Source organism: Endozoicomonas sp. PH6C (assembly GCF_059322965.1).
Genome location: NZ_CP185342.1, coordinates 2,455,003 through 2,478,245 on the forward strand (window position 1 = coordinate 2,455,003; position 23,243 = coordinate 2,478,245).

The 23,243-nt window shown below is 47.1% G+C and carries 18 protein-coding genes and 1 riboswitch; of the genes, 10 read left to right on the forward strand and 8 right to left on the reverse strand.

What is annotated here, in order from left to right; genetic code table 11:
* Positions 1–713: 713 nt before the first annotated feature.
* The 9 genes from ACOMG9_RS09365 (at position 714) to ACOMG9_RS09405 (ending at position 14,057) form a co-directional block, all read left to right on the forward strand.
* Positions 714–1,211 carry a transposase gene (locus ACOMG9_RS09365; protein WP_448216718.1) on the forward strand — a complete coding sequence of 166 codons (498 nt, stop codon included), beginning with the start codon at positions 714–716 and terminating at the stop codon, positions 1,209–1,211.
* Positions 1,208–2,212 (forward strand): IS3 family transposase, encoded by a 1,005-nt coding sequence (locus tag ACOMG9_RS09370; RefSeq protein ID WP_448216719.1) that lies wholly within the window; start codon positions 1,208–1,210, stop codon positions 2,210–2,212. Before ACOMG9_RS09365 ends, ACOMG9_RS09370 begins: the two co-directional genes overlap by 4 nt.
* 656 nt (positions 2,213–2,868) lie before the next feature.
* Positions 2,869–4,338 (forward strand): IMP dehydrogenase, encoded by a 1,470-nt coding sequence (gene guaB / locus ACOMG9_RS09375; protein WP_448216720.1) that lies wholly within the window; start codon positions 2,869–2,871, stop codon positions 4,336–4,338.
* Between the two features lie 130 nt (positions 4,339–4,468).
* Complete coding sequence (guaA, locus tag ACOMG9_RS09380; protein ID WP_448216721.1) at positions 4,469–6,046, forward strand: glutamine-hydrolyzing GMP synthase; 1,578 nt, start codon at positions 4,469–4,471, stop codon at positions 6,044–6,046.
* 289 nt (positions 6,047–6,335) lie between these two features.
* Entirely contained in the window at positions 6,336–6,866 is a 531-nt protein-coding gene (locus ACOMG9_RS09385; protein WP_422413704.1) for an REP-associated tyrosine transposase, read from the forward strand.
* A 212-nt stretch (positions 6,867–7,078) separates the two neighbouring features.
* Positions 7,079–7,588 carry a GNAT family N-acetyltransferase gene (locus ACOMG9_RS09390; protein ID WP_448216722.1) on the forward strand — a complete coding sequence of 170 codons (510 nt, stop codon included), beginning with the start codon at positions 7,079–7,081 and terminating at the stop codon, positions 7,586–7,588.
* A 309-nt stretch (positions 7,589–7,897) separates the two neighbouring features.
* Positions 7,898–8,091, forward strand: a riboswitch (Lysine riboswitch).
* Positions 8,092–8,272: 181 nt separating this feature from the next.
* On the forward strand, positions 8,273–9,868 hold the full coding sequence (locus ACOMG9_RS09395; protein WP_448216723.1) for a Na+/H+ antiporter NhaC family protein: 1,596 nt from the start codon (positions 8,273–8,275) through the stop codon (positions 9,866–9,868).
* Between the two features lie 338 nt (positions 9,869–10,206).
* Positions 10,207–10,635, forward strand: a complete 429-nt coding sequence (locus ACOMG9_RS09400; protein ID WP_448216724.1) for a CesT family type III secretion system chaperone — start codon at positions 10,207–10,209, stop codon at positions 10,633–10,635.
* Positions 10,632–14,057 carry a DUF4135 domain-containing protein gene (locus tag ACOMG9_RS09405; RefSeq protein WP_448216725.1) on the forward strand — a complete coding sequence of 1,142 codons (3,426 nt, stop codon included), beginning with the start codon at positions 10,632–10,634 and terminating at the stop codon, positions 14,055–14,057. The genes ACOMG9_RS09400 and ACOMG9_RS09405 overlap by 4 nt, the downstream gene beginning before the upstream one ends.
* On the opposite strand, the gene ACOMG9_RS09410 is transcribed toward ACOMG9_RS09405, so the two are convergent.
* The 4 genes from ACOMG9_RS09410 to sctD are packed head-to-tail and all read right to left on the reverse strand — an operon-like array spanning position 14,054 to position 16,463.
* Positions 14,054–14,428 (reverse strand): tetratricopeptide repeat protein, encoded by a 375-nt coding sequence (locus ACOMG9_RS09410; RefSeq protein ID WP_422133422.1) that lies wholly within the window; start codon positions 14,426–14,428, stop codon positions 14,054–14,056. The genes ACOMG9_RS09405 and ACOMG9_RS09410 overlap by 4 nt on opposite strands.
* A gap of 28 nt (positions 14,429–14,456) precedes the next feature.
* Positions 14,457–14,696 (reverse strand): type III secretion system needle filament subunit SctF, encoded by a 240-nt coding sequence (sctF, locus tag ACOMG9_RS09415; protein WP_422133423.1) that lies wholly within the window; start codon positions 14,694–14,696, stop codon positions 14,457–14,459.
* 38 nt (positions 14,697–14,734) lie between these two features.
* A complete protein-coding gene (locus ACOMG9_RS09420; RefSeq protein ID WP_448216726.1) occupies positions 14,735–14,995 on the reverse strand; it encodes a hypothetical protein in 261 nt (86 codons plus the stop codon).
* A complete protein-coding gene (gene sctD, locus ACOMG9_RS09425) occupies positions 14,970–16,463 on the reverse strand; it encodes a type III secretion system inner membrane ring subunit SctD (RefSeq protein ID WP_448216727.1) in 1,494 nt (497 codons plus the stop codon). Before sctD ends, ACOMG9_RS09420 begins: the two co-directional genes overlap by 26 nt.
* A 498-nt stretch (positions 16,464–16,961) precedes the next feature.
* On the opposite strand from sctD, the gene ACOMG9_RS09430 reads away from it, so the two are divergent.
* Positions 16,962–18,698, forward strand: a complete 1,737-nt coding sequence (locus ACOMG9_RS09430) for an AMP-binding protein (RefSeq protein ID WP_448216728.1) — start codon at positions 16,962–16,964, stop codon at positions 18,696–18,698.
* Between the two features lie 83 nt (positions 18,699–18,781).
* Here the strand turns inward: ACOMG9_RS09430 and ACOMG9_RS09435 are convergent, their stop codons facing one another.
* From ACOMG9_RS09435 to ACOMG9_RS09450, 4 genes are all read right to left on the reverse strand, one after another.
* Positions 18,782–19,198, reverse strand: coding sequence for a hypothetical protein (locus ACOMG9_RS09435; protein ID WP_448216729.1), 417 nt, complete (start codon positions 19,196–19,198; stop codon positions 18,782–18,784).
* 547 nt (positions 19,199–19,745) lie between these two features.
* On the reverse strand, positions 19,746–21,191 hold the full coding sequence (locus tag ACOMG9_RS09440) for a death domain-containing protein (protein WP_448216730.1): 1,446 nt from the start codon (positions 21,189–21,191) through the stop codon (positions 19,746–19,748).
* Positions 21,192–21,473: 282 nt separating this feature from the next.
* Positions 21,474–22,052, reverse strand: coding sequence for a DJ-1 family glyoxalase III (locus tag ACOMG9_RS09445; protein WP_422413319.1), 579 nt, complete (start codon positions 22,050–22,052; stop codon positions 21,474–21,476).
* Between the two features lie 208 nt (positions 22,053–22,260).
* A complete protein-coding gene (locus ACOMG9_RS09450) occupies positions 22,261–23,142 on the reverse strand; it encodes a patatin-like phospholipase family protein (protein ID WP_448216731.1) in 882 nt (293 codons plus the stop codon).
* Positions 23,143–23,243: the final 101 nt, after the last annotated feature.

Sequence of the window (23,243 nt, forward strand, 5' to 3'; positions counted from 1 at the left end):
TGAACCGGTGATATTCACCATCCCGATCAGGAATAAATCGATTGATGTCAGAACGGCTAGTGAATGCCGGTAGTCATAGAAAAGCCGGAGGAGGATATTTTTTCTTTAACAGTTTGTAATCTATTAACCTGATGGCTTGATAAAATTATTTTTTTCAGGGCTGCGTGTTTTTCTAATGTTTACAAGTTTTGGAGATACATGGATTACCTTCTCAATATTCAAGTTCGTAAGGTCAAGGAAGTCATTATGATGGGTATCCTGAATAATGAGTCCCTGCGGAACGTTAAAACCAAGTTAATGACGGCATCAACGACATCAAAACCAGCTAACTTGATTTTTCCAGCCAGTCATCGGCTTTGATTGGCACTGGCTACATCTGAATAAGTACCACTTATTACTGGCATAAATTGGTTTCAGGTCAGGACTGATAAGAACAGTTTTCATGGTCTGGTTCATTACTTTTTGTGGTTCTCTATTTGAATAAAGAAAACTAATCAGCTCGATAGATGGGAAGTTCTTTTTGATCTGCTTAACAAAATTTTCAATGCAATTAGTAGCAGACGAAATGCAGGCATTGCGAAAAATAATGGCTAACTTGTCTGATCTCTAATGATCTCAGCTAAGGTTTCAAGGGCCCCCTCTGTGTCAGGCTAGATGTCGCCTCTTTTGATTCATGACTCTCAATAACTGAGAGCATTCAGAAAGAGGCTGTTATGGCTCGCTATTCCAAAGAAATGAAAGAGTCCATTATCCAGAAGATGATGCCGCCCAATAATGTTTCCGTGACTCAGCTTAAAAGAGAAACCGGCATTACTGATGCAACCCTGTATACTTGGCGCAAACAGGCAAAAGCGCAAGGTGTAGCCGTGCCCGGTGATGGTAAGAATCCTCAGCAGTGGAGTGCTGAAAACAAGTTCGCGGTTCTGATGGAAACCGCCAACATGAACACAACAGAGCTATCCGAATACTGTCGTAAGAAGGGCCTCTACTACGAAGACTTGCAGCAGTGGAAAGCTGATTTTATCGCAGGCAGCACAAAGCCTGCTGAATCCCGTCAGGTACAGGCCGCTGCCAGACGAGATGACAAGAAGCGCATCCTGAAACTGGAAAAAGAACTCAAACGCAAAGACAAAGCACTTGCTGAAACCGCAGCATTGTTGGTTCTAACAAAAAAGGCAAACGCGATCTGGGGGGAGCGCGAGGACGATTGATTCCTCTCCCTGATCGCAAGGAAGCCGTTGCTTTAATCCAGGAAGCTGTTTCACAGGGTGCACGTAAAGTGAAAGCCTGTGCTGCGCTCAACCTGTCGATACGCACGGTTCAGCGCTGGCAAACGGATGTGGAACAGGTACGGGAAGATCAGCGTCAATACGCAGACCGGCGAATACCTGCCAACCAACTGACCAAGAGTGAGCAGAACGAGATTCTGAAAGTCTGTAACAGCGAGCGATTTAAAAGTAAGTCGCCAAGCCAGATTGTACCGACACTGGCCGACGAAGGTGTTTATATGGCTTCTGAGTCAAGCTTTTATCGAGTGCTCAAGGCCTATAATCAACAGCATCACCGCGGTCGCAGTCGGAAGCCCGGAAAGCGGAAGCCAACATCGCATCGGGCCACGGGACCAAATCAGCTCTGGTCGTGGGATATAACCTTTTTAGGGTCACCCATCAGGGGTAAATATTATTACCTCTATTTGGTTCTGGACGTCTATAGCCGCATGATTGTGACCTGGGAAGTCCATGAGAGGGAGTCTTCTGATCTGGCTGCTCAGATGATCCGAAAAGCGTTCATGCAGCATAAGATCAGCCTTAAGGAACAACCGCTGGTCCTGCATTCGGATAATGGCAGTCCGATGAAGGGGGCGACCATGCTGAGTACTCTTCAGCAACTGGGTGTACAGACATCGTTCAGCAGGCCACGCGTGAGTAACGATAACTCATACTCAGAGTCAGGCTTCAGAACCATGAAATATCGTCCCGGGTATCCGAATCACTTCTCCAGTCTGGAGTCAGCCAGAAAGTGGGTGTACGGGTTCGTAAACTGGTACAACATGGAGCATAAGCACAGTGGCATCAAGTTCCAGACCCCCTACGACAGACACACAGGGAAGGCTCAGAAAAAGGTTCTGAATCGTGAAAGAGTTTACCGTAAAGCAAAAGAGCAACACCCTGAGCGATCAGAGAATCAGCAGCATTGTGATTTAGCTGCATAAGTTGAGGCGACATCTACCTTGAAAGTTACCGGGCCATTGGTCCTGTCTTTTTATTGTGAGCTGCGATACATGTTTTTGGAATATCAGAATTAACATCAGAGTCAAAAGTAACCAAAGGGATGCCCACTGAGTCTGCTTTTTCCAGAATGGGGTTGACGCATTGATGACACTTTTCAATTTAGGCAACAGTCAGTCGTTTAGCTTTGCAAAAATCCTGATGAAAATACCAAACGTTTCTTGAAACAACACCTTCGGGTGATGATCAATAATCGTAAACTCATGTACTGTGTCGGTTATCTTGTTTAGCAGACCAGCCGATAGTCCGGATTCTCAAAATCTGAGTCGGTGTCCGTTTGTGTAGACGTAGACAGAACAGAACACAAAAAAATTGTAAAGATCGATGGTACAGGACCTGACTGTCTGCAGCGCTTTCGAGAGCAAGAAGAAGCTGACACTGTTCGCGGCTGATATTGCCGGGCTGCTACCCTCTTATACCCTGATTTCTCAAGGGAAAAAGATCTTGAGCCGCCTCTTGGTATTTTTGTATGCGCATTCAAACTATTTGAATGGATTTTCTGTTTTATTGATAATGATCTTGATGTATAATCCACGGGATTCTTTCCATCCACTCAATACACTCGGATCGGTAACAGGTAATGCTGAGAATCGCCCAAGAAGCCCTCACTTTCGATGACGTCCTGCTTCTGCCCGGATATTCAGAAGTTCTCCCCAAAGATGTTTCTCTGACCACAAAACTGACTCGCGAAATCGAGCTGAAAACCCCCCTGATTTCGGCAGCCATGGATACCGTGACTGAAGCTCGTCTGGCCATTGCCATGGCTCAGGAGGGTGGGATTGGCATCATTCACAAGAATATGACTGTTGCTCAACAGGCCAATGAAGTTCGCAAGGTTAAAAAGCATGAAAGTGGTGTGGTCAAGGACCCTATTACGATTGACTCGGCAGCGTCGGTCAGAGATCTTCTTGAACTGACCGGTCGTCATAAGATATCCGGAGTTCCTGTCCTGGATGGCAGTGATCTGGTCGGTATTGTCACCAGCCGTGACGTTCGTTTTGTCTCCAATCTGGACAAGATTGTGGCTGATATCATGACCCCTAAAGAGAGACTGGTCACTGTGAAGGAAGGAACTGACCAGGAGGCCGTTCGCAAGCTGCTTCATAAACATCGTATCGAGAAAGTGCTGGTGGTTAATGAGGCGTTTAATCTGGTCGGTATGATGACCGTAAAAGATATCAAGAAAGCCCAGGACTACCCTAACGCCAGTAAAGATTCCCATGGTCAGCTGAGAGTGGGTGCGGCAGTTGGTACCGGACCTGAAACCCCGGAGCGAGTCGCTGCTCTGGTCGATGCTGGTGTTGACGTTGTGATCGTTGATACCGCTCACGGTCACTCCAAAGGGGTTATCGAGAGGGTTCGCTGGGTTAAGGAAACCTATCCACAGGTTCAGGTTGTTGGCGGTAATATTGCTACCGGTGCAGCAGCCAGGGCCCTGGCTGATGCAGGTGCCGATGGTGTGAAAGTGGGTATCGGTCCCGGCTCAATCTGTACTACTCGCATCGTGACCGGTATCGGTGTACCGCAGATTTCTGCGGTAGCCAACGTTGTGGCAGCCTTGGAAGGAACGGGTATTCCGGTGATTGCCGACGGCGGGATTCGCTTCTCCGGTGATCTGGCTAAAGCCATCGTAGCGGGTGCCAGTGCGGTCATGCTGGGAAGTATGCTGGCAGGTACCGAGGAAGCTCCCGGCGAAGTTGAACTGTATCAGGGCAGAAGTTACAAAGCCTATCGTGGCATGGGTTCCCTGGGTGCCATGGCTCAGGCTTCCGGCTCCAGTGATCGTTACTTCCAGAGTGCGGAAGCCGGTGCCGAGAAGCTGGTCCCGGAAGGTATTGAAGGTCGTGTACCCTACAAAGGGCCGCTGAATGCCATTGTCCATCAGATGGTAGGCGGTCTGCGTGCTGCAATGGGATACACCGGCTCGGCAGATATGAAGACCATGCGCACGGTGCCTGAGTTCGTTCGGGTGACCAATGCGGGTATGAAAGAGTCTCATGTCCATGATGTAACCATTACCAAAGAAGCACCCAATTACCGGGTGGGTTAATTTGATTATCCCTTGAACTGTTGGCTCTATCATCCGCAGTTTAATGAATGTCGTATCAGTAACAGGCCTTCATCCACCTCGAAGACCGCTTGTTGCTTGTCGTAGCAGTTATCTAATTTTGAGAAGACACATGTTAGAGGATATCCACGCCGAACGAATTCTGATTCTGGATTTTGGTTCCCAGTACACACAGCTGATCGCCCGACGTGTACGTGAGATAGGCGTTTATTGTGAGCTGCATCCCTATGATATGGATGAGCAGGCTATTGTCGAGTTTGCCCCCAGGGCGGTGATTCTTTCCGGTGGGCCTGAATCTGTGACCGGTGATGCTTCGCCTCGCGCGCCGAAGACTGTTTTTGATCTGGGGGTTCCTGTGTTGGGTATCTGCTATGGCATGCAGACTATGGCAGGGCAGATGGGTGGCAAGGTATCGACCTCAAATCTGCGTGAATTCGGTTATGCCAAAGTGAATCTGGAAAACAAGGTCAGACTGTTCGATGGCATTGAAGACCATGTGAATGAGCAGGGTCGTCTGAGTCTGGATGTCTGGATGAGTCACGGCGACAAGGTTTCCCAGCTGCCTGAAGGCTTTGTGGTAGCGGCTTCTACCGATTCCTGTCCTCTTGCAGCCATAGCCTGTGAAGAGAAGCAATACTACGGTGTCCAGTTTCACCCCGAAGTGACTCACACCAAACAGGGCGGTCGCATCCTGGAACGTTTTGTCATTGATATTGCCGGCTGCCAAAAGCTTTGGACTCCGGGACAAATTATTGAGGATGCCATTGCCCGCGTTCGGGAACAGGTGGGTGATAAAACCGTACTGCTGGGTCTTTCTGGCGGTGTTGATTCCAGTGTCGTGGCAGCGCTGTTGCACAAGGCTATCGGTGATCAGCTGGTTTGTGTCTTTGTCGATAATGGTCTGCTGCGTCTGAATGAAGGTGATCAGGTGATGGCCATGTTCGCTGAGAACATGGGGGTACGTGTTATTCGCGCTGATGCTGAAGAGCTTTTTCTGGACAAGCTAAGAGGTGTTCAGGACCCTGAGGCCAAGCGAAAAATTATCGGTAACACCTTTATTGAAGTCTTTGATCAGCAGGCTGCTGCCCTGGATAATGTCCAGTTCCTGGCTCAGGGCACTATCTATCCTGATGTAATCGAATCAGCAGGCGCCAAGTCTGGCAAGGCCCATGTCATCAAGTCACACCACAATGTGGGTGGTTTACCTGAAGATATGGCGATGGAGCTGGTTGAGCCTCTGCGTGAACTGTTCAAGGATGAGGTGCGCAAGATTGGTCTTGAGCTTGGACTGCCCTATGACATGGTTTATCGCCACCCATTCCCCGGCCCGGGTCTGGGCGTAAGGGTACTGGCAGAGGTCAGGAAAGAGTACTGCGATATTCTCCGTGAGGCAGATGCCATTTTTATTGAAGAACTGCATAAAGCCGACTGGTATCACAAGACCAGTCAGGCCTTTGCTGTCTTCCTGCCGGTTAAATCCGTAGGTGTGGTTGGTGACGGTCGTCGTTACGAGTATGTGGTGGCTTTACGCGCGGTAGAAACCATCGACTTTATGACGGCTCGTTGGGCCCACCTGCCTTATGAACTGTTGGAGAAGGTTTCCAGCCGGATCATCAACGAGATAGAGCATGTTTCCCGGGTGACTTACGACGTATCCAGCAAGCCACCTGCGACGATTGAGTGGGAATAGAATCGGGTATTGACTGGTTGAGTGAAATGGAACGGCTTGTCTAAGGATGAGCCGTTTTTTTTGAGTTGTTCCCACGCACCAGAGGATGCCGCAAAACTCTGGCTTTCACACTAAGTGTGTTATGCGAAACTGAGTCGGCAAGTAAGCTGTTACATGGCCAAATCAAACATTTGAGTAAATTGCAGAACCAAGAATATGAAAAAAATTGCAGTACTTTCTGATATTTGGCTCGTTCCCACGCTCCAGCGTGGGAATGCATATCAGACTGACAGTTCACTCGGAATTAAATATGGGTAGAAGTCGATACAAATTTACGGAGCCAGACCAACCTCATTTTATGACAATAACCGTTCTGCACTGGATCTCAGTTTTTACCAGACCTGAGACTGTCGCCATACTTCTCGACTCAATGAGGTACATGATGAGTCAGGGGATGAAAATACACGCTTATGTGATTCTTGAAAACCATCTTCACCTTCTAGCTCAAAGTCAAGAGCTGGATAGAGACATAGCAAAATTCAAAGCATATACAGCCAGACAACTGCTCAAATGGTTGACAGAGCGGAATGTAACAACATTACTGGATCAGCTGGCTTTCTACAAAAAAGCACACAAGGGCGACAGGGCCTATCAATTCTGGCAGGAAGGTGTACATCCTGAGTTAATCCAGAGTGAAAGCATGATGAAACAGAAAGTTGAATATATTCATCAAAACCCGGTGAAAAGAGGTTATGTCGATAGGGCGGAGTACTGGCGTTATTCCAGCGCAAGTAATTACGTCGGCGTCGAAGGTTTGTTGGAGGTGGATCGGTTATGGTGAGTCAGGTATGCATTCCCACGCTGGAGCGTGGGAACGAGTCACATTCCTCCAGCCCGGAGGTAGGTCTGCAAGAGACGTCAGGAAAGATAGTTCATGGGCTTGCTCTGCGCAAACAGAGATTTGTGACAAAAGAGATTTGTGACACCCACTCTAGAGAGGGAGCGAGTTGTACTAGCCAACCACAATCAACATCACAGTGAACATCAAGAAAAATGATAAGAATTGCAGAAACTAAAGACAGTTCTGATATCGCAGCACTTTCAATACAGATTTGGCTCGATACCTACGCAAAACGAGGGGTTAGAAAATCCATTTCTCAGTACGTATTGAGTGAGTTCACAGAGCAAAATATTGAGATCAAGCTCAGCTCTGAAAATGAAGTCTACTTTATAGCCATCGAAGATGATCATTTGGTAGAGTATCTCTCTCTGAACGTTTCTGCTAGATGCCCTGTTACAGGTAGCAAAAAACCTGAACTTGACAGGTTGTATATTCAGGAGAGCTTCACTGGAAAGGGTTTGGGCTCCAAGCTTCTGCAAGAAGCCTTAACATTTTGCAGCTCGGCTGGGCTCGAACAATTGTGGCTGACTGTATTTCATGAAAATACACGAGCACTGAAGTTTTATGAGAAACACGGGTTCAAAGAAATTGGCTTGACCTATTTTGAGCTTGAGAACGAAAAACATAAAAATTATGTTCTAAGCACATCAATTGCTGTATAGGTGGAATGCCTGACAGGCTAAATAACCGGAAAATATTTTTTGTAGAGAGCAAAAACTTCATTAGCTAAATCTCACAATTGTCAATCATCCAGCGATGTGCATAATTACCGCCCATCAGCAGGAGTGACGTGGCAGGATGCTGTCGCTACACTTCTGCCTGTGATCCTCTTAATAAACACCATAAGCCGGGTTCGTTTCAGGTTACAGAGCCTGTAAGAGAGCGGTTATGAGTGAAAGGGTGTTTCTCTGCAAATGGCAGAGGAATTTCCCACAATAATCAGCCTTGATCTCTGGAATCCATGGATCAAGACTAAAAGTAGAGGCGCACCGTTTATCAGTAATCCGTAGCAGGGTGACTCCGTATGTCCTGGATTGACCAGGACAGAGAGCCGGATGAAAGGAAAAGGTGCCGAAGCAGAGTCGTCGTCAAACTCATCTGCTGGTGGTACATCGAAGAGGTGTATCATTGTCACAGTTTTTTACTGTGGAGCGCTACTGGACAATCGTTTCTGAAGGACTTTGCCCAAAAGGCAGGTTGCTCAGCAACAGGCAGATACGGGCTCTATCCGGTCGTATTCTGCTTCAATCCATTGCCCTCCTGATCCTGTCTCGTGAATTAAGCTTAAAGTCGGCAGTCATGAATATTCTGCCCTCCGGACGTGTTCACCCAAAAGATCAGTATTTATGGAATTACTCAGTTACAGCACATCATCCTTGTCATTAGTCGCTCCGGCAGTGGCTATTATCCTGGCGATTCTGACTCGTCACGTCCTGTTTTCTCTTGGCGCAGGTATCCTTGCCGGTACGCTGCTGCTGACTGACTTCAGCGCCGGCAGAACGTTTTCTTACTTGCTCAACAGTTTTGCCGGGATATTTTGGGATAATGGTCTCAATACAGGCACTGTCTTTATTCTGCTCTTTCTGGTGATACTTGGCATCATTACCACCCTTATAGGTGTTTCTGGTGGCGCCAGAGCCTTTGGTGACTGGGCTCGTCAGAGAGTAAAATCCCGTCAGGGATCACAACTGGTGACTGTGTTGCTGGGTATCATTATCTTTATTGATGATTACTTCAACGCTCTGGCCGTTGGCAATATTGGTCGTCCCATGACAGATCGTCAGGGTGTCTCCAGAGCCAAGCTGGCTTATCTGATTGACTCAACGGCTGCACCGGTCTGTGTTATTACACCAGTTTCCAGCTGGGGTGCCTACATTATTGCCCTGATTGGCACTATTCTGGTGGCCCATGAAGTGACCGATATCACTGCTATTGGTGCTTTTGTCAGCATGGTGCCGATGAACCTCTACGCTGTCTTTGCTCTGGCGCTGGTGTTTTTTACTGCGGCCATGGATTTAAACATCGGTCCTATGCGGACCCATGAGCGCCGTGCTCGAGCCGGTGAACTGTATGACAGCCGAAAGGGGACTCCTCCCGGATCTTCTGAGGCCATCAGTAGCAGTGTAAAAGGAACGGTTGCCGATCTTGTGATTCCTGTTCTCTCTCTGGTGATCGCGACGACGGCTTCCCTGATTGCTACGGGCGCTTCTGCGCTCCTGGAAGCCGGTACGCCGTTCTCTATTCTGGGCGCTTTTGAAAACACCAATGTGGTCAATTCGCTTATCTATGGTGGTCTTGCTGGCCTTCTGGTCACGGCGCTCAGAATGCTCAGCCATAATCTCGATGCCTCCACCTGGGGAAAGGCGGTTTTAGAAGGTACACGCTCCATGCTGCCTGCCATTTACATTCTGGTACTGGCTTGGGTGCTGGTGGATATCATCAGCTCTCTGGAAACCGGCAAGTACCTGGCTCACCTGGTCAGCAGCTCGAAGATTGATACTGGCTATTTACCTTTGATTCTGTTTGTGGTCTCCGGCGCTATGGCTTTCTCAACCGGCACCAGCTGGGGCACTTTCGGCATTATGTTGCCCATAGCGGGAGATATGGCTGCTGCAGCAGATATTGCCATGATTCTGCCGATGTTGGCCGCTGTTCTGGCCGGTGCGGTGTTTGGCGATCACTGCTCACCGATTTCCGATACCACGATTTTGTCGTCTACAGGGGCCTCCTGTCACCACATTGATCATGTGATGACTCAGCTTCCTTATGCCCTCAGTATTGCTGTTGTGGCTATGCTGGGCTATCTGGTGATGGGGCTGACGGATTCTTCAATCATGGGCTTTTTTGCTTCCGGAGCTGGTTTTATTCTGCTTGTGCTTGTCTTTCGCAAGATGTCCGTCAGGCAGATGGCTAAATCTGAAGATCACCTGGTGGCAGAATAAGCTCAGACGGTGTTTACAGGTTATAAGTACTCAACCATACGAAATCATATTTTCTGACTTATTGTTCAGGCACTCGCGGCAACTGCTCCTGCGTTGCTCTAGCTCCTGCATCCATGCAGTCGTGATGCGTTGCAACTCTGGTCACATAGCTTGCTATGCTCCCGTCGTTGCGCCTTGCAGAGCACCTGCCCAATAAGCCAGAAATATTCGATTCCGTATGGCTGAGTACTTAATACCGGGAGATTTTTTCCGGTACCTGCCGAAACAGTATTTCATAGTAAACTGTAATTAATACCCCATCAGAAGGCATGGATGCCTTCACCCGGAGCAGGGAAGCTATGAGTTTCGACAATCTTATGAAAGCCGTTGCCCGCAATAATCAGCTGGGTGAACTGGACTTTCGCGATAACCGCTATTATCTCACCATCGACAGCCGCATTGAGTTCACCTGTTTTCAGGCCAATGGGCGATTCTTTATCCATGGCGTCATTGCCCAGCTGCCACCCGGCGAAAAAGATCGGGAAAATATCCTCCGAAATCTGATGGCCAAAACTGTGGGTCTGGCGACTACCCAGCGGGTTATTTTGTCCATAGAGCCTGAGAAAGATGCATTAGCTTTACATTACTCCTGCCCGCTTCAGGGGATGGATGACAACCTCGTTGAGGAAGCTCTGGCTGAGTTTGCCAATAACTTTGAGTATTACCTCAAAGAAATCAGTCAGGAGCAGACTGTTGTGCCGACCATGCCAACGATGATCATGCCATGATGGATCAGGTTTCTAATCATTCCTTATTTGGCTGTCTTGTAACCTGGGCAGAAAACTCAAACGATGGGTATAACGGACTTCGTAAGGCCAATGAAGCTTTTTTGAAGGCGGTGATCCGATACAGCTGTTTTAACGAACTGCATCTGTTTCTTCATGAAGGGCAGATTTCTGCTTTCAGGCAAGACTGGAAAGAATACCTGCGCCAGTACGGGGCGGGTAAAAACATCACTATTCTGCCGGTTCACGATCTGCCTTCCTGTTTTCAGAGACATGCTTATACCGTTTTTCATTGCGGCGATCCCTATATATCAGACCTCGCCACTCTGCGAGAAAGACATGCGTCCAGTTTATTCCCTATCACTGGCAGGGCTCACAGTCTCAGTGATGATGCCCGTTTATCCCGGGTCAGGGATTTGATCTTCTCTTCCGTTAAACCTTGTGACTCCATCCTCTGCAGTTCCACAGCTCAGAAAACCGTGATGAAGCGTCTGATCTCTTCGGCCAGTGCCAGTGTCAGTGATACTGTGGGCAGGGCTGTTCCTTATCGTGGGCAGGTGAGTCTTATTCCGCTGGGTATTGAGCCGGCCAGACAAGAGGCTGTCTCTTCCAGAGAAGGTAATGTGCTTCAGATACTCTGTCTTGGCAGGCTGTCAGCAGCCGATAAAATGGACCTTCATCCATTATTACTGGCATTGAATGATCTGTTTGAGGAAGGAACCGTTTCCCGGTTTCAGTTGGTGATTGCAGGGGCTGGTGATGCCTCCGGCGAATATGTTCGCTCATTACTGGCTCAGGCCTATGAGTTTAATCTTGAAGATTGTATTCGCTTTGAACTCACCGTTGATGATGAGAAGCGGGAGCAGTTGCTGGCTGAAGCGGATGTGTTTGTTTCTCTTGCAGATAATGTTCAGGAGAGCTTTGGGCTGGCTCCGTTAGAAGCAATGAGGGCAGGTATTCCGGTGATTCTTTCAGACTGGAATGGCTATCGAGACTTGATTGTTTCCGGGCAGGAAGGTTTTCTGATCAAAACCACCTCGGCTGACCATGATGCTATTTCCCGTTCTCTCAGCCTTGTCAGCAAAACTCAGGCTCAGTTGATTCAGGCTCAGGGAGTCGCTGTAGATATAGAAGCGTTGAAAACAGCCTTGTCGACATTATTAATGGATGAATCTACCCGGAAAGAAATGTCCGATGCGGCCATCCGGAGGGTGAATGAAACCTTCAGCTGGCCTTTGCTGATTGATCAGTATCACCGGCTGGTAGACGATTTGAGGCTGGAAGCATCAAGAATACGACATCATCAGGGTAGGGCAGTGGGTATGCCCTACCAGGACGTGTTTGGGCATTATGCGTCTGTGGCTCTGCAGGAAACGGACTTCCTTGTAGCCACCGACAGAGGTCTCCGGGTTCTGTTGATGTCGGAGAGAGGTTTCTTTTTCAATCAGCTGAATCATCTCCTTGATAAAAACGAAATAAGAGAGGTGATCAGTAAACTGGTGACACCTCAAAGCGTCAGCAACATGCAGAAGCTGTTTCCTGAAAGGCAGACCTTATTATTTCTATTATCCTGGATGTTGAAGTATCAGCTGGTCTCTTTTTCCGATGAGGCAGAGGGGCGCAAGCCCTCTTTCGCCGGATTACCGGACTGGTTCAAGGTTGAAGATCCCTGCCCGGTGTGTGGCCTGGTCTTTCCCGAGCAGCTGAGATCCAAATGGATCAAGCCCGTTATCACTCAATACGTCCAACTCATTCAGAGTTATGTGAATGACATTGATAGTTCTGAAAAGGGTTCCGAAAATAGCTTGATTCAATCCATTGCCCAGGCAGTCATTGAATGGATGGATGACAGGTTGCTGCAGGCCATAGGCTGGTTTGCAGAAGATCATACACTGACCAGTTACGGTGAAGTGCTAAAGCTGCTGGAATCCAAAGGGGTGGAGGCACTGATTGAAGCTTATCCTCACTGGTATCGAAACATTCAGAAGGAGTTTTTCCAGCAAGTCAGAGTGATTCGTACACTGCTGAGTCGGGTAAAGCAGGACTTGTCAGAGATCAATCATTACTTTTTTTCAGGAAACCCTCAGCTTAAAGAGAGCCCTCAGTTTAAAGAGAGCCGTAAGCTGGCTTCTGGTCTGATTTCTATCCGTCATTTGCAATCAGACGCTGGATCGCCCGTTTACCAGTTGACGTTTAACAATGGTGAGCATCTGGTATACAAACTCAGGGATCTTGCCATTGACCAGTTATTACTGGGTGATAAGCGGAGCATGGCCCAGTCACTGAATGGCTGGTTGCAGGACTCGGAAGCTCTGGGTGTATTCAGGATACTGAATAAGTCTTCCTACGGTTATGTTGAGTTTATTGCTCCGGAAACTCTTTCTGAGTGTAATGATCCGGCAACTTACCATCGTCGCATGGGGGTGGCAGGCGGCTTCTGTCTTATGTCGGGTCTGGCAGATATTCACAGCAAAAATCTTCATATCAATGGTAACAAGCCTTACCTTATTGATGCTGAGACAGCACTGCACAGTGCTGTGATTATGCAATTGCAGGCAGAGTTGCAAAATCCCGAGCTGGGTTTTTTAAGAGGCATTCGGGATTCCAGCCTGGGCCTGACCGGTTTGATGAAAATCTGGGAAAATTTCCATACCTGTCAGACTCATTACCGTTCCGTTAAACTGGAAAATGGTGAGCTGGTGGCGGAACAACCGCAAAAAATCACCCCTTTTCTGGATCATCTGCTGATGGAAGAGGGTCGACACTCTCTGGATAATCATCATCCACCAGTGGCCTCTCAATATAGCAAGGCGTTTGTGGAAGGCTTTAGAAGTTCAGTGTCTGCTATTTCTCAACATTCACAGCAGTGGTGTGATTACCTGAAGTCGATGGCGGGCTGTGAGGTGAGGTATCAACCGCGCTGGAATCTGAATGATGCTCGCAAACAGTTTCGTGACCTTCATGTCGCTAGAGAGTTGCAGGATATTTCCAGAGAGCGCCGCAGAGGATATTTTCTGCGACTGGCAAGACGCATCACGCTGGCCGCCGAGCTCAGTCAGCGCTGGCTTGATGTTCCGTGGCAGGAACCGGTCAGTGCTCTGGCTGAGTCGGTGACCGATGGGTGGCTGGCTCTGGAGCAGCGTGAATTTGTCAGAAAGCTTGGAGAGCTCGGGGTATTTGTCCAGCGATACGATGGAACTTTGGAAGAAATAAGTCGTCATTACTTCTCTGCAAATACCATAGAAAAACAGTCAGAGTTGATTGCCAGCCTGACGGATCACAAGCTCAGGGATCGATTCCTGAATGCCTGTCAGCAGATGATTGAAGGTTGGTTTGAGCAACATATCAATGCGGGAGAAGGAATGCCTGAAGAGCTCAGGCATGGGGTTTTGGAAGCGTTGGCTGACAGGGAGAGAAAGACTTAACCCTTTCTGATGTTCTCCAATAGCTCTTTGGCCATGATGGTGGTCTCTTGGTCACCTTCTTTGTTGGCTGTGGTCAGGTAATCTTCACTTTCCTTATTCCTTCCTTCCATCATCAGAGCCATACCGATAAAGGCTTTAACCGTCGGGTTGTCAGGATCTTTTGGGATGGCTTCCTTATGAAGAATCTCGAGGGCTTCCTGATTCATCTTTTTATTAATGAAGGTCAGGGCAAAGCCCAGAGTAGGCAGGATGCTCTCAGGTCTGGCTTTCTCCAGAGCGCTGAAAATACCGAAAGCATGTTTTGACATACCCACGCTGGAGGCCATAAAGCCTACATCTGCCAGGGTTTTGATTATTTTTTCATCGGTCATGTTTCAGGCCTCTTGCTGTTTACCCGGCTTACAACTTCTGGATAATACTCTGGAGTGTGTCTTTGATGGATTTGATGATGCTGGATCTCAAACCCTCAATAATCATGTATTTATTGAACTCAACCTGAAACTCCACCATGTCTTTGGTATTGTTCGGGTCCATGCTCGATATTTTGCTTTTCAGAGCCTGATCAAGATTTTCAGCCGTTTTACCAAATACGTTCTGTACATGATCGAAGTTTAAATGGTTGGCTCGCTGCTCTGCCATGATCCCTCTCCCTGTTGGACGTAGCTGTCAGAAGGTGTTTAATCAGCGCGTTTCTTGTGATGAGTATTCCAGGTCTTGTCAACGACTTCAGCAGCGGCGATCAGGGCAGTGATCATCTTGTCGTTGATTTCAAACTCACCAGGAGAAAGCCCTTTGTCCCGTTCCGACTTCAGGCGAAAGGCTTCATCCACTAATTCCTTCAGCACCTGCTCCTTGAGTTCACCGTCAGCGTCTTGAATCAGGCGATCTTCGAGGTCGGAGAGATGGACTTTCTCATTGTCGGTTTGTGGGTCCTTCACTGTTGCCTCCAAGACGATATTTGATCCGATCTGTGCCTTTTGATAATAAAAGATAGTCAAGATTAATATCTTCAATTATATACCCGTTGGCCAGTTTTGCGCCGATCAGGTATTTGGCACCATCTTCCATGGTTACAAAGGGCACCCTTCCCATACTCACTGACCGAATCTTCAGAGAAGGGGCCAGTGGGGTGTTTAATACTTTGGCAGGTGCTCCAGCTGTTTTGGTAGCGAGTTTCAGCTGGGGCTGATTGCCATACTGTTTTCTGAATCGTGTGACCACATCGTTCAGGTTATATACTTGTTCATCGTCCAAGAGGTGGCCTTCTAAAGTGATTTGATTAGGTTTTTGTATCAAATGTATGCGGGGGCTAAGGCCTTTCTCCCTGAGCATGGACTTGAGCGTGTTAAGACGACCTGCCTGATTTTCTACCTGATCGACAATGGAAACCAGTCCGTGAACCTCCTGTTTCAGGGCGGCAGTTATTTTCTGCAGCTCTTCTGAGGTGGGAACATAACCGGTCATAACCAGTGAGCCAGGAGAGTTATCCAGCTCCAGACTGAGAGACGTATGCCCCTGATTCTTTAAAAGTACATCGGCGTTAGCCCTTAATTCACTCATGACCACCAGCTGTGAGCTGAAAGGAATCCCCTGCTCACGAAGTTCACGCTGGATTGTCTGTTTATCACTCATTGTCAGGGTGTAGCCAGAGATCAGGATGCTCTGGTCAGGAAGCTCTTTCAGTTTGATGTTTTTCTGGTTCAGTCGATTGCGGATCTCTTTGGCCTGATCAAGATGGCTTGTTTCAGCAGGCGCTTCGTCAGAGCCTCCTGAAAGTAAAACTATAAGAAGCAGGAAAAGTGCAAACATGCCTGCCGGGATTCCTATCAGCCATTTCCGGTCAATATTTTTCAGGGGGTTCTCAAACTCCTCTGAGTCGTCTTCAGCCTCTTCGTCATTTGCCTGAGAGTCATTAATGCCATCCAGATCATTGCTGAGGTTATTGAGGTCATCGCTGTTGAACTCTTCATCCTCATCGTCCGTCAGGATGTCTGGAGCATCAGGGAATTCATCATCTTCATCTTGCTCAGGGCCTCTGTTCTGATGTTCTTCCGGTTCTGGCTCAGGTCTCTGAAGCTCAGGCAGTGGTTGATCGGGCCAGTCGGCATCTACAGGGCCCAGAGAAAAAAACAGTTGACTGGAGGTTATGATGTCAAAATGATTGGCGTTCAGCTCTGAGCCCCTGGGCAGGCCGTTACTGTAGAGTAATCCGTCTTTAGACTGGCTGGATATTTTTATCTGACCCTGAGGGCTGATGTTTATTATCAGTTCCAGATCATTGAGCGATTCATCGGTCAGGACCAGATCAGACTGATCGCTTTTACCCAGAGAGTGGCTTCCGGGTTCAAGTGGAATTTCAGCCCCCTGGTGATTGCCAGAGAGTATTTTGAGGTAAAACTCGATCATGGCCGTCTACCCGAAATGCTTTCCTTAGCTAATGGTTCCGTATGGGCTAATGGTTATTTTCACTTTCCCAGAGCCTATCTCATTTCATCGTTCTTAAGTTTAAAAAGTGAAATGGTTTTTTTGGGCTATCTTTCCCCTGATAAAGATTTTATAAACTTTGATTTTCAGGTGATTTAAATCCTAGGTTAAGTGAAACTACCTGTCTTTTCCAGAGTTCTTTATTTGGTCTACATCTTCGAACAAAGTGCTGATAAGGTTAGTATCAACCACGAAAAGCTGGTAAAACTCCCTTAGCGGCTATATGAGTGCAGGTGCATTTTTAGCGTATTTACCCTACAAATGCACCAAAGCGGCTGTAAGAGCAAAGAGCCTATGGGGCTGGTAGTTGACGGTTGACGACAGAAGTCGGCCAGACCCAAAAGTGCGAACACTCTTATATAAATGGTGATGTATGCGGCAGCAGGCGAACGATCACTTGTGTGCGCCAGAAGTCGTCGCATGATAACAAGAAGAGAGCAGGTACTTATGGAAGCATCTTTCTGGAGCGATAAGCGTCCGGCTGGCGTTGCTGAAACTATTGATCCCGATCGCTACCCCAATCTTTTGGCGATTATAGAGGAGCTTCTTGAAAAAAATGCCTCCCGACCGGCATTTACAGGTATTGGGTATACTCTGACTTACGGTGATCTGGACCGCTACAGTCAGCAGTTTGCCAACTATCTTCGTGAGCACACATCCCTGAAGCCTGGCGACAGAATTGCCATCCAGATGCCGAATCTGCTTCAGTATCCTATAGCCGTCTACGGAGCCATCAGAGCAGGTCTTGTCATAGTTAATACCAACCCTCTTTACACCGATCGGGAAATGTTGCATCAGTTCAATGATTCCGGTGCCAAAGCTTTGGTGTTTATGGACAACTTTGGCCATCTGGTTGAAGAGGTTGTAGAAAAAACCGGCATTGAGCACCTGATTGTAACCCGCGTGGCCGACATGCTGCCATTTGCAAAACGTACCCTGATTAACTTTGCTGCAAAACATGTCAAGAAGATGGTGGAACCTTTTAATCTGCCAAAGGCGGTGTCTTTCAGGGATGCACTGGCAAAAGGCGAAGCCTGTCAGGCTGTACCTCTTGAAAATCCTCCTGCACCTGAGGACCCTGCTGTTTTCCAGTACACGGGCGGAACCACAGGGGTTGCGAAGGGGGCGGTACTGACTCAACGCAACCTGATTGCCAATATGCTTCAGGCTGCGTCAGCTCTGTCACAGCTGGATGAAAGTGGTCAGCCGGTTCAGCAGCTCGGCAATGAAATTCTCGTGGCGCCACTGCCTCTTTATCATATTTATGCGTTTACCGTGCATCTGCTCTGCATGCCGTATATGGGAAATCAGAATGTCCTGATTGCCAATCCCAGGGATACCAAAACCTTTATCAAATTTATTAAGCCCTGGCAGTTTACTGGCTTCATTGGTTTGAATACGCTGTTTGTCAGTTTGCTCAATCACCCAGACTTCAGGGGGTGCGATTTCAGTAAACTAAAACTCACCCTTTCCGGTGGTACGGCTTTGCAGAAAGAAACCGGAATTCGCTGGCGGAAATTTACCGGATGTTATGTCTCGGAAGCCTATGGTTTGACGGAGTGCTCTCCAGCAGTTTGCATGAATCCTTTTGGCGATACTGCCCAACTGGGCACTGCCGGACTGCCATTGCCCAGTACTGAACTGAAAGTGATTAATGATGGCGGCGAAGCTCAGGCTGTAGGAGAAAGGGGGGAACTGTGTGTGCGAGGACCCCAGGTCATGCAGGGGTACTGGAAAAGGGCAGAAGCCACTGCCGAGGTGCTGTCTGAGGATGGCTGGCTGAGAACCGGCGACGTGGCCGTTATTAAAGAAGACGGCTTTGTTGAAATTGTTGACAGAATCAAGGATATGATTCTGGTTTCCGGCTTTAATGTTTATCCCAATGAGATTGAAGATATAGTGGCCAGCTTTGACCGGGTAGAGAATTGTGCCGCCATCGGCATTCCTGATGACGTCACCGGAGAGAGAATCAAGTTGTTTGTGGTTCCTGCAGACGACGAATTGAAGAAAGAAGATGTGGTGGCTTATTGCAGGGATCATCTGACTGCATACAAAGTGCCCAAGGATATAGAATTCCGTCAGGAGCTACCCATGACACCGGTCGGAAAAATTCTGAGGAAAGATTTGCGTAAGGAAGAGCTGGAAAAAAACGCCTGATATCCATTCAGGTACTCATAAAAAAACCGGCTTTGCGCTGGTTTTTTTATGAGTACCTGAAAATATTTTGAGTAGATAGTTTATCAGGTACTTGTCTCAGCCTTGGATTCGTTGCTTTTATTCTCCGGAAAATACTGGCTGAGTACCTCTGGGTCACTGCTAAGTGCATCGCAGGCTTCTGGTTGTGAAACAGGAGTGATGCTGGTCGAGTAGAGCTTCATGTTGCGGATACTGGCATCAAACCAGAACCAGTTTTTATTCTCCGAATAACACAAGGCTCTGGCCGTGTAGTTAACAGATGGTACCAGGGGGACTGCAGGGAAGCCATGCAGTTGTTTTTTGACAACTGTAGAGTTCAGGCAGGAGTAGGTAATATCGTTGTAGCGTCGTTCAAACCGGTTAAACGTCTGAGCGATCAGCTGTTCAGCCATTTTGTCTTGTCTCAGACTCAACTGATAGAGAGCCAGTCCACATAAGAACAGAATGATTACGCTTTCCATAATGAGTACCTCAAGGCTTTATTAATAAGTGCAAGCGTCCTTACCTGCTTTTTCTAACCTCTTTTTCAATCAAACCATATATCCCTGGCTTAGGGAAGCTTATGATTGATTATGTAATACCAATCGAACTTTCTAACTCCCTATTGCGCTGAAGATTTGAGCCTTAATCCTGCGTTGCCGATCGTCGCCATAGCTAAGGCTATGACTCCTCACGCCGCCTTGTCTTAAGGCTCAAATCTCCATGCTCATCACGGGAGTTAGAAAGCACGATTGGTATAATTAGTGTTTTCGATGACTTTCAGATTTACTTGAGGCATCAGAAGATACGGCTTCAGAGTAGAGTGTTGATAGATTGACAATTTTTGTGGCGAATCTGGTATAACCTGGTCAGCGTTGGGTTGAAGTGAATTTTATCAATGCTGAAGGCCAGCCTGAATTTCATACCATTGTCATAAATGAGGGTGCATATGAGAAAAACAAATCCGTAAAAATTCCGGCAGACAGTGCAAGTGGCTCTACTGCTGAATTTGGCGCTATGTAATCAACATTAATCCTGCACCATTGGGTCAGATCCTGAGCTGCCTGATGCTTTGTATTTTACCAAGTAGTCAGGTAAAGATGGTTTATCTTCAGATAAAGTGCTGCAGAATGTTTCGTCTGAATATTTTTCAGTCCAGGTAGCTTGCCTTTCCCATTCCAGTAATTGCCCATTGTCTTCATATTTACAGTCAGACATCCTGAAAAGTCTGGTTGTTGCAACAAGGTGGGGTCTGTAATCCGCGTAAAAAGACAACATTCCATATGCGCCGCACATTGGGTAATCTGTTATTAAATCATTATTATCTTCATAAGTGGCAAGAAAGCTGTTAGGCACCATGCCACTAATAGAAAGCGATCCTTCAAAAAAAAATATTGTATCAAAAGTACCGTCTCTACAAATTTTTCTATAGGGATGATAAAATGATTTGAATGGGACAGGTATATAATCCACATCAAAATAAGCCCCCATAGTTGGAATTTGCGCTTCATGGATATGTGATTCTCTCATCGCAGATTTTATATAAGAGCTTCCCCTTGATAAAAGCACAGGTCTTAAGCCATCTATAACTTCATCGAAAGCTAGTTCCTTGTTGAAAACCAATGTTTCAGAAATTCTGGATTTTCCTATATGCCAGTAGGTATATCTTTCCTCATCACCCCAGTTGATATTATCAATATCCAGGATCAATATATTTTTAATTCCATCAGATAGAATATTCCTTTGAAAATCGGAGAATGTACTTTTTTCTTCTTTTCGATCTAACATTGATGAGCTGTACCATAAAACAACCAGTTTATCATTATTGTGTTGAGCCCAGTCATAACATCTTTGTTTTACCGGGCAATCCGTTGTGTTTGGTAAAGTGAGTGAGCTTTCATCTTTTTTAATCCAAATAAGAAAAATATATGATGTAAAGCATCCTGATTTATCAGGAAAAGGATTTGTCTGGATTTTTTCTTGATTGTTTATTTCCCGAAATGGGTAAAATTTTTTGTTAAAATGCCCACTTCTTTCGATAGCATTAAAGATAGCTTCTGCATCCATATTTTTATCAATTTGTGCTTTTCGTATCATAGCTTCAATTAAAAAAACAAAGTCAGGCAGTTTAGAGTGAAGCTTGTTGTGATGAGATTCGGTTCCACGGATATAGGTACACTGAAGTTCTTGAATTTCAGCATCAGTGAAGCCTAAAGATGATGCCATTAACTGCCATTTTTCTCCGACAGAGTACTTGATGAAATCAATGCAAGAATTACTCAAGGGCAATTCAATTGAGCGATTGAACAAGCGGGTAGAGCGTTCGTGGTCTGGACAAAATGAAATATGTTTTTCTGTACAGTTTACTGTGCAAACAGGAATTCCATTCCACAATGGTTCATCTCTGTATGACCTGAGCAATGAGCTGTTCATGACTCCGACTTGAAAATCAGTTCCTTTTCCTATGCCATCCATATATCAAGACCCTTTAATCATTAGATATATGATTTAGACTCTGATCTCAAACCAAAGTTCATAAAGTGTGAGTTTTACTAACCACCTGGAAAGAACATAAAACACAAAATTCTACCTCAGAGCGCCTGCGGCGCAGCTGAAAGCCATTATGAGGTGTGGCTTACTGGGGAATACTTTTTCCGGACGAAAGAGGGCGCTGAGTTTTTTGAGTTCAGGCTTAACGAAATACACTGCTGTTCATGGCAGCTTAATGTCATAACATCCACTGTCTGGATGTTGTGCTCAGAGTGCCCAGTCTGCCAGCATCTGTTTGGCTATAGGGCGGTAGGCGTCTTTACCGTATACCGCATCAATCAGAGCGAAGCTGAAATTCATGGCGCAGCCGGGCCCCTGAGCGGTAATTACCCGGTTTTTCTGATCGACGACCACCGGGCTTTCCGGTTGTGGCAGAGCCCCCTCCAGCTGATCAAAAAAAGTGGGGTAGCAGGTAGCACGCACATTATCGAGAAGTGAGTGATGAGCCAGAACAACAGCTGATGAGGCACAGATAGCGGCATACCAGCGTTGGGCTTTGTGTTGCCGGTGCAAAAGTTCCGTAAGGTGGGGGTTGTCTCTGAGGTTGGCTGCCCCGGGCATGCCCCCGGGCAGGGCTATCAGGTGGAAGTTTTTATTGAGAAATACTTCGATGTGGTCGTCGGCTATCAGCTTGATACCTCTGGATGCCTCAATTTCCAGATTGCCATCGGAAGTGCAGGCAGCGACAGAGACCTGGGCTCCGGCCCTGCGAAGGGTATCGATAATAGTGACGGCTTCAATTTCCTCACAGCCATGAGCAACTGGAACGAGAATCTGCCTTGGCATAATGAAACCTCTATGGTTGAACCTTCGGAATGCAAGTATACAACCTGCTCTGAATCTGGCGGTTTTAGAACAGGCACTGCTTAGCCTGTCGAGCTGATTGAGACAATCGTCAGTTCCACAGATTCATAAGCCTAGTAGGGATGGTTAATAAAGCCAGAGAGTATGTTATAGAGTTTGTAAATCGGCATGATCACCAGGATCAGGTCAGTCAGGCCTGATTAAGCTGTTGGAGGAACGAAAACCCTGCGGAATAGCCTTTGTGATAGTCGGAAACCAGTCTGGCACGGTCTCGCGTGCTTCTGGTTGAACTCAGGGAAGTATCCGGAGCAATTTCTGTAATGGATATACCATTACGTTTTAACTGATCAAAGCTGTCCAGAGTTTCGTTATAGATTGAGTACTGCTGGCGAATCAGCTCGGCCACTTCAGGTTGCTTTCGGAATTGCCAGGCCAGCAATCTATTGCTCGACGAAGCCTTCTTGCGATAATGGCTTTCGCGACTCCTCAACACAACTATGTGTTCATAGCCATCCTCGGCAGCTTTCATAACTGGCAGGGGGTCGGCAAGACTTCCATCTACATGATTTTTTTCATTAATGGTTATGGTACTACGATAAATCATGGGAAGTGCGCTGGAGGCCTTCAGAACTGTGAACAGTTGTTCCAGTTCAAAGTATTCATCGAACTTGTGGTAGATAGGGTAACCTGAACTTGCGCAGCTGGTAACCACCGTGAATGTTTTGTCTCGAAGATGGTTTCGAAACTTGTCAATATTCATGTGCTGTCTCTGGATGCGATCAAACAGCCAGTCGAGGTCAAACAGATTACCGCCTTTCATGTGGCGCTTGAGGCTGATGAAATGGGTTTCCAGACAGGCGCCTGTGTAGATGTCGAGGTTACGACCCCGTTGACCGGCAATAAAGGAAACCAGGTTGAGCGCACCGGCCGAAGCTCCATAGAAGCCATTGAACTGCCGATGGCGTTTGTCCATGAAGGCGTCCAGAATGCCGGCGGAGTATATACCACGCATTCCTCCGCCCTCAACGACAAGTGCCGTTTTTGTGAGTGAGCTGGCCTCTTTTTTCTGCATTGAGATCCCAAACAGTCACGAACGGAAGAGAAATCTTTTATCCCTGCCTGATGCAGGCATTAAAAGTTTTTTCTGCAAAAAAAATAAAGCCGGAAAATCCG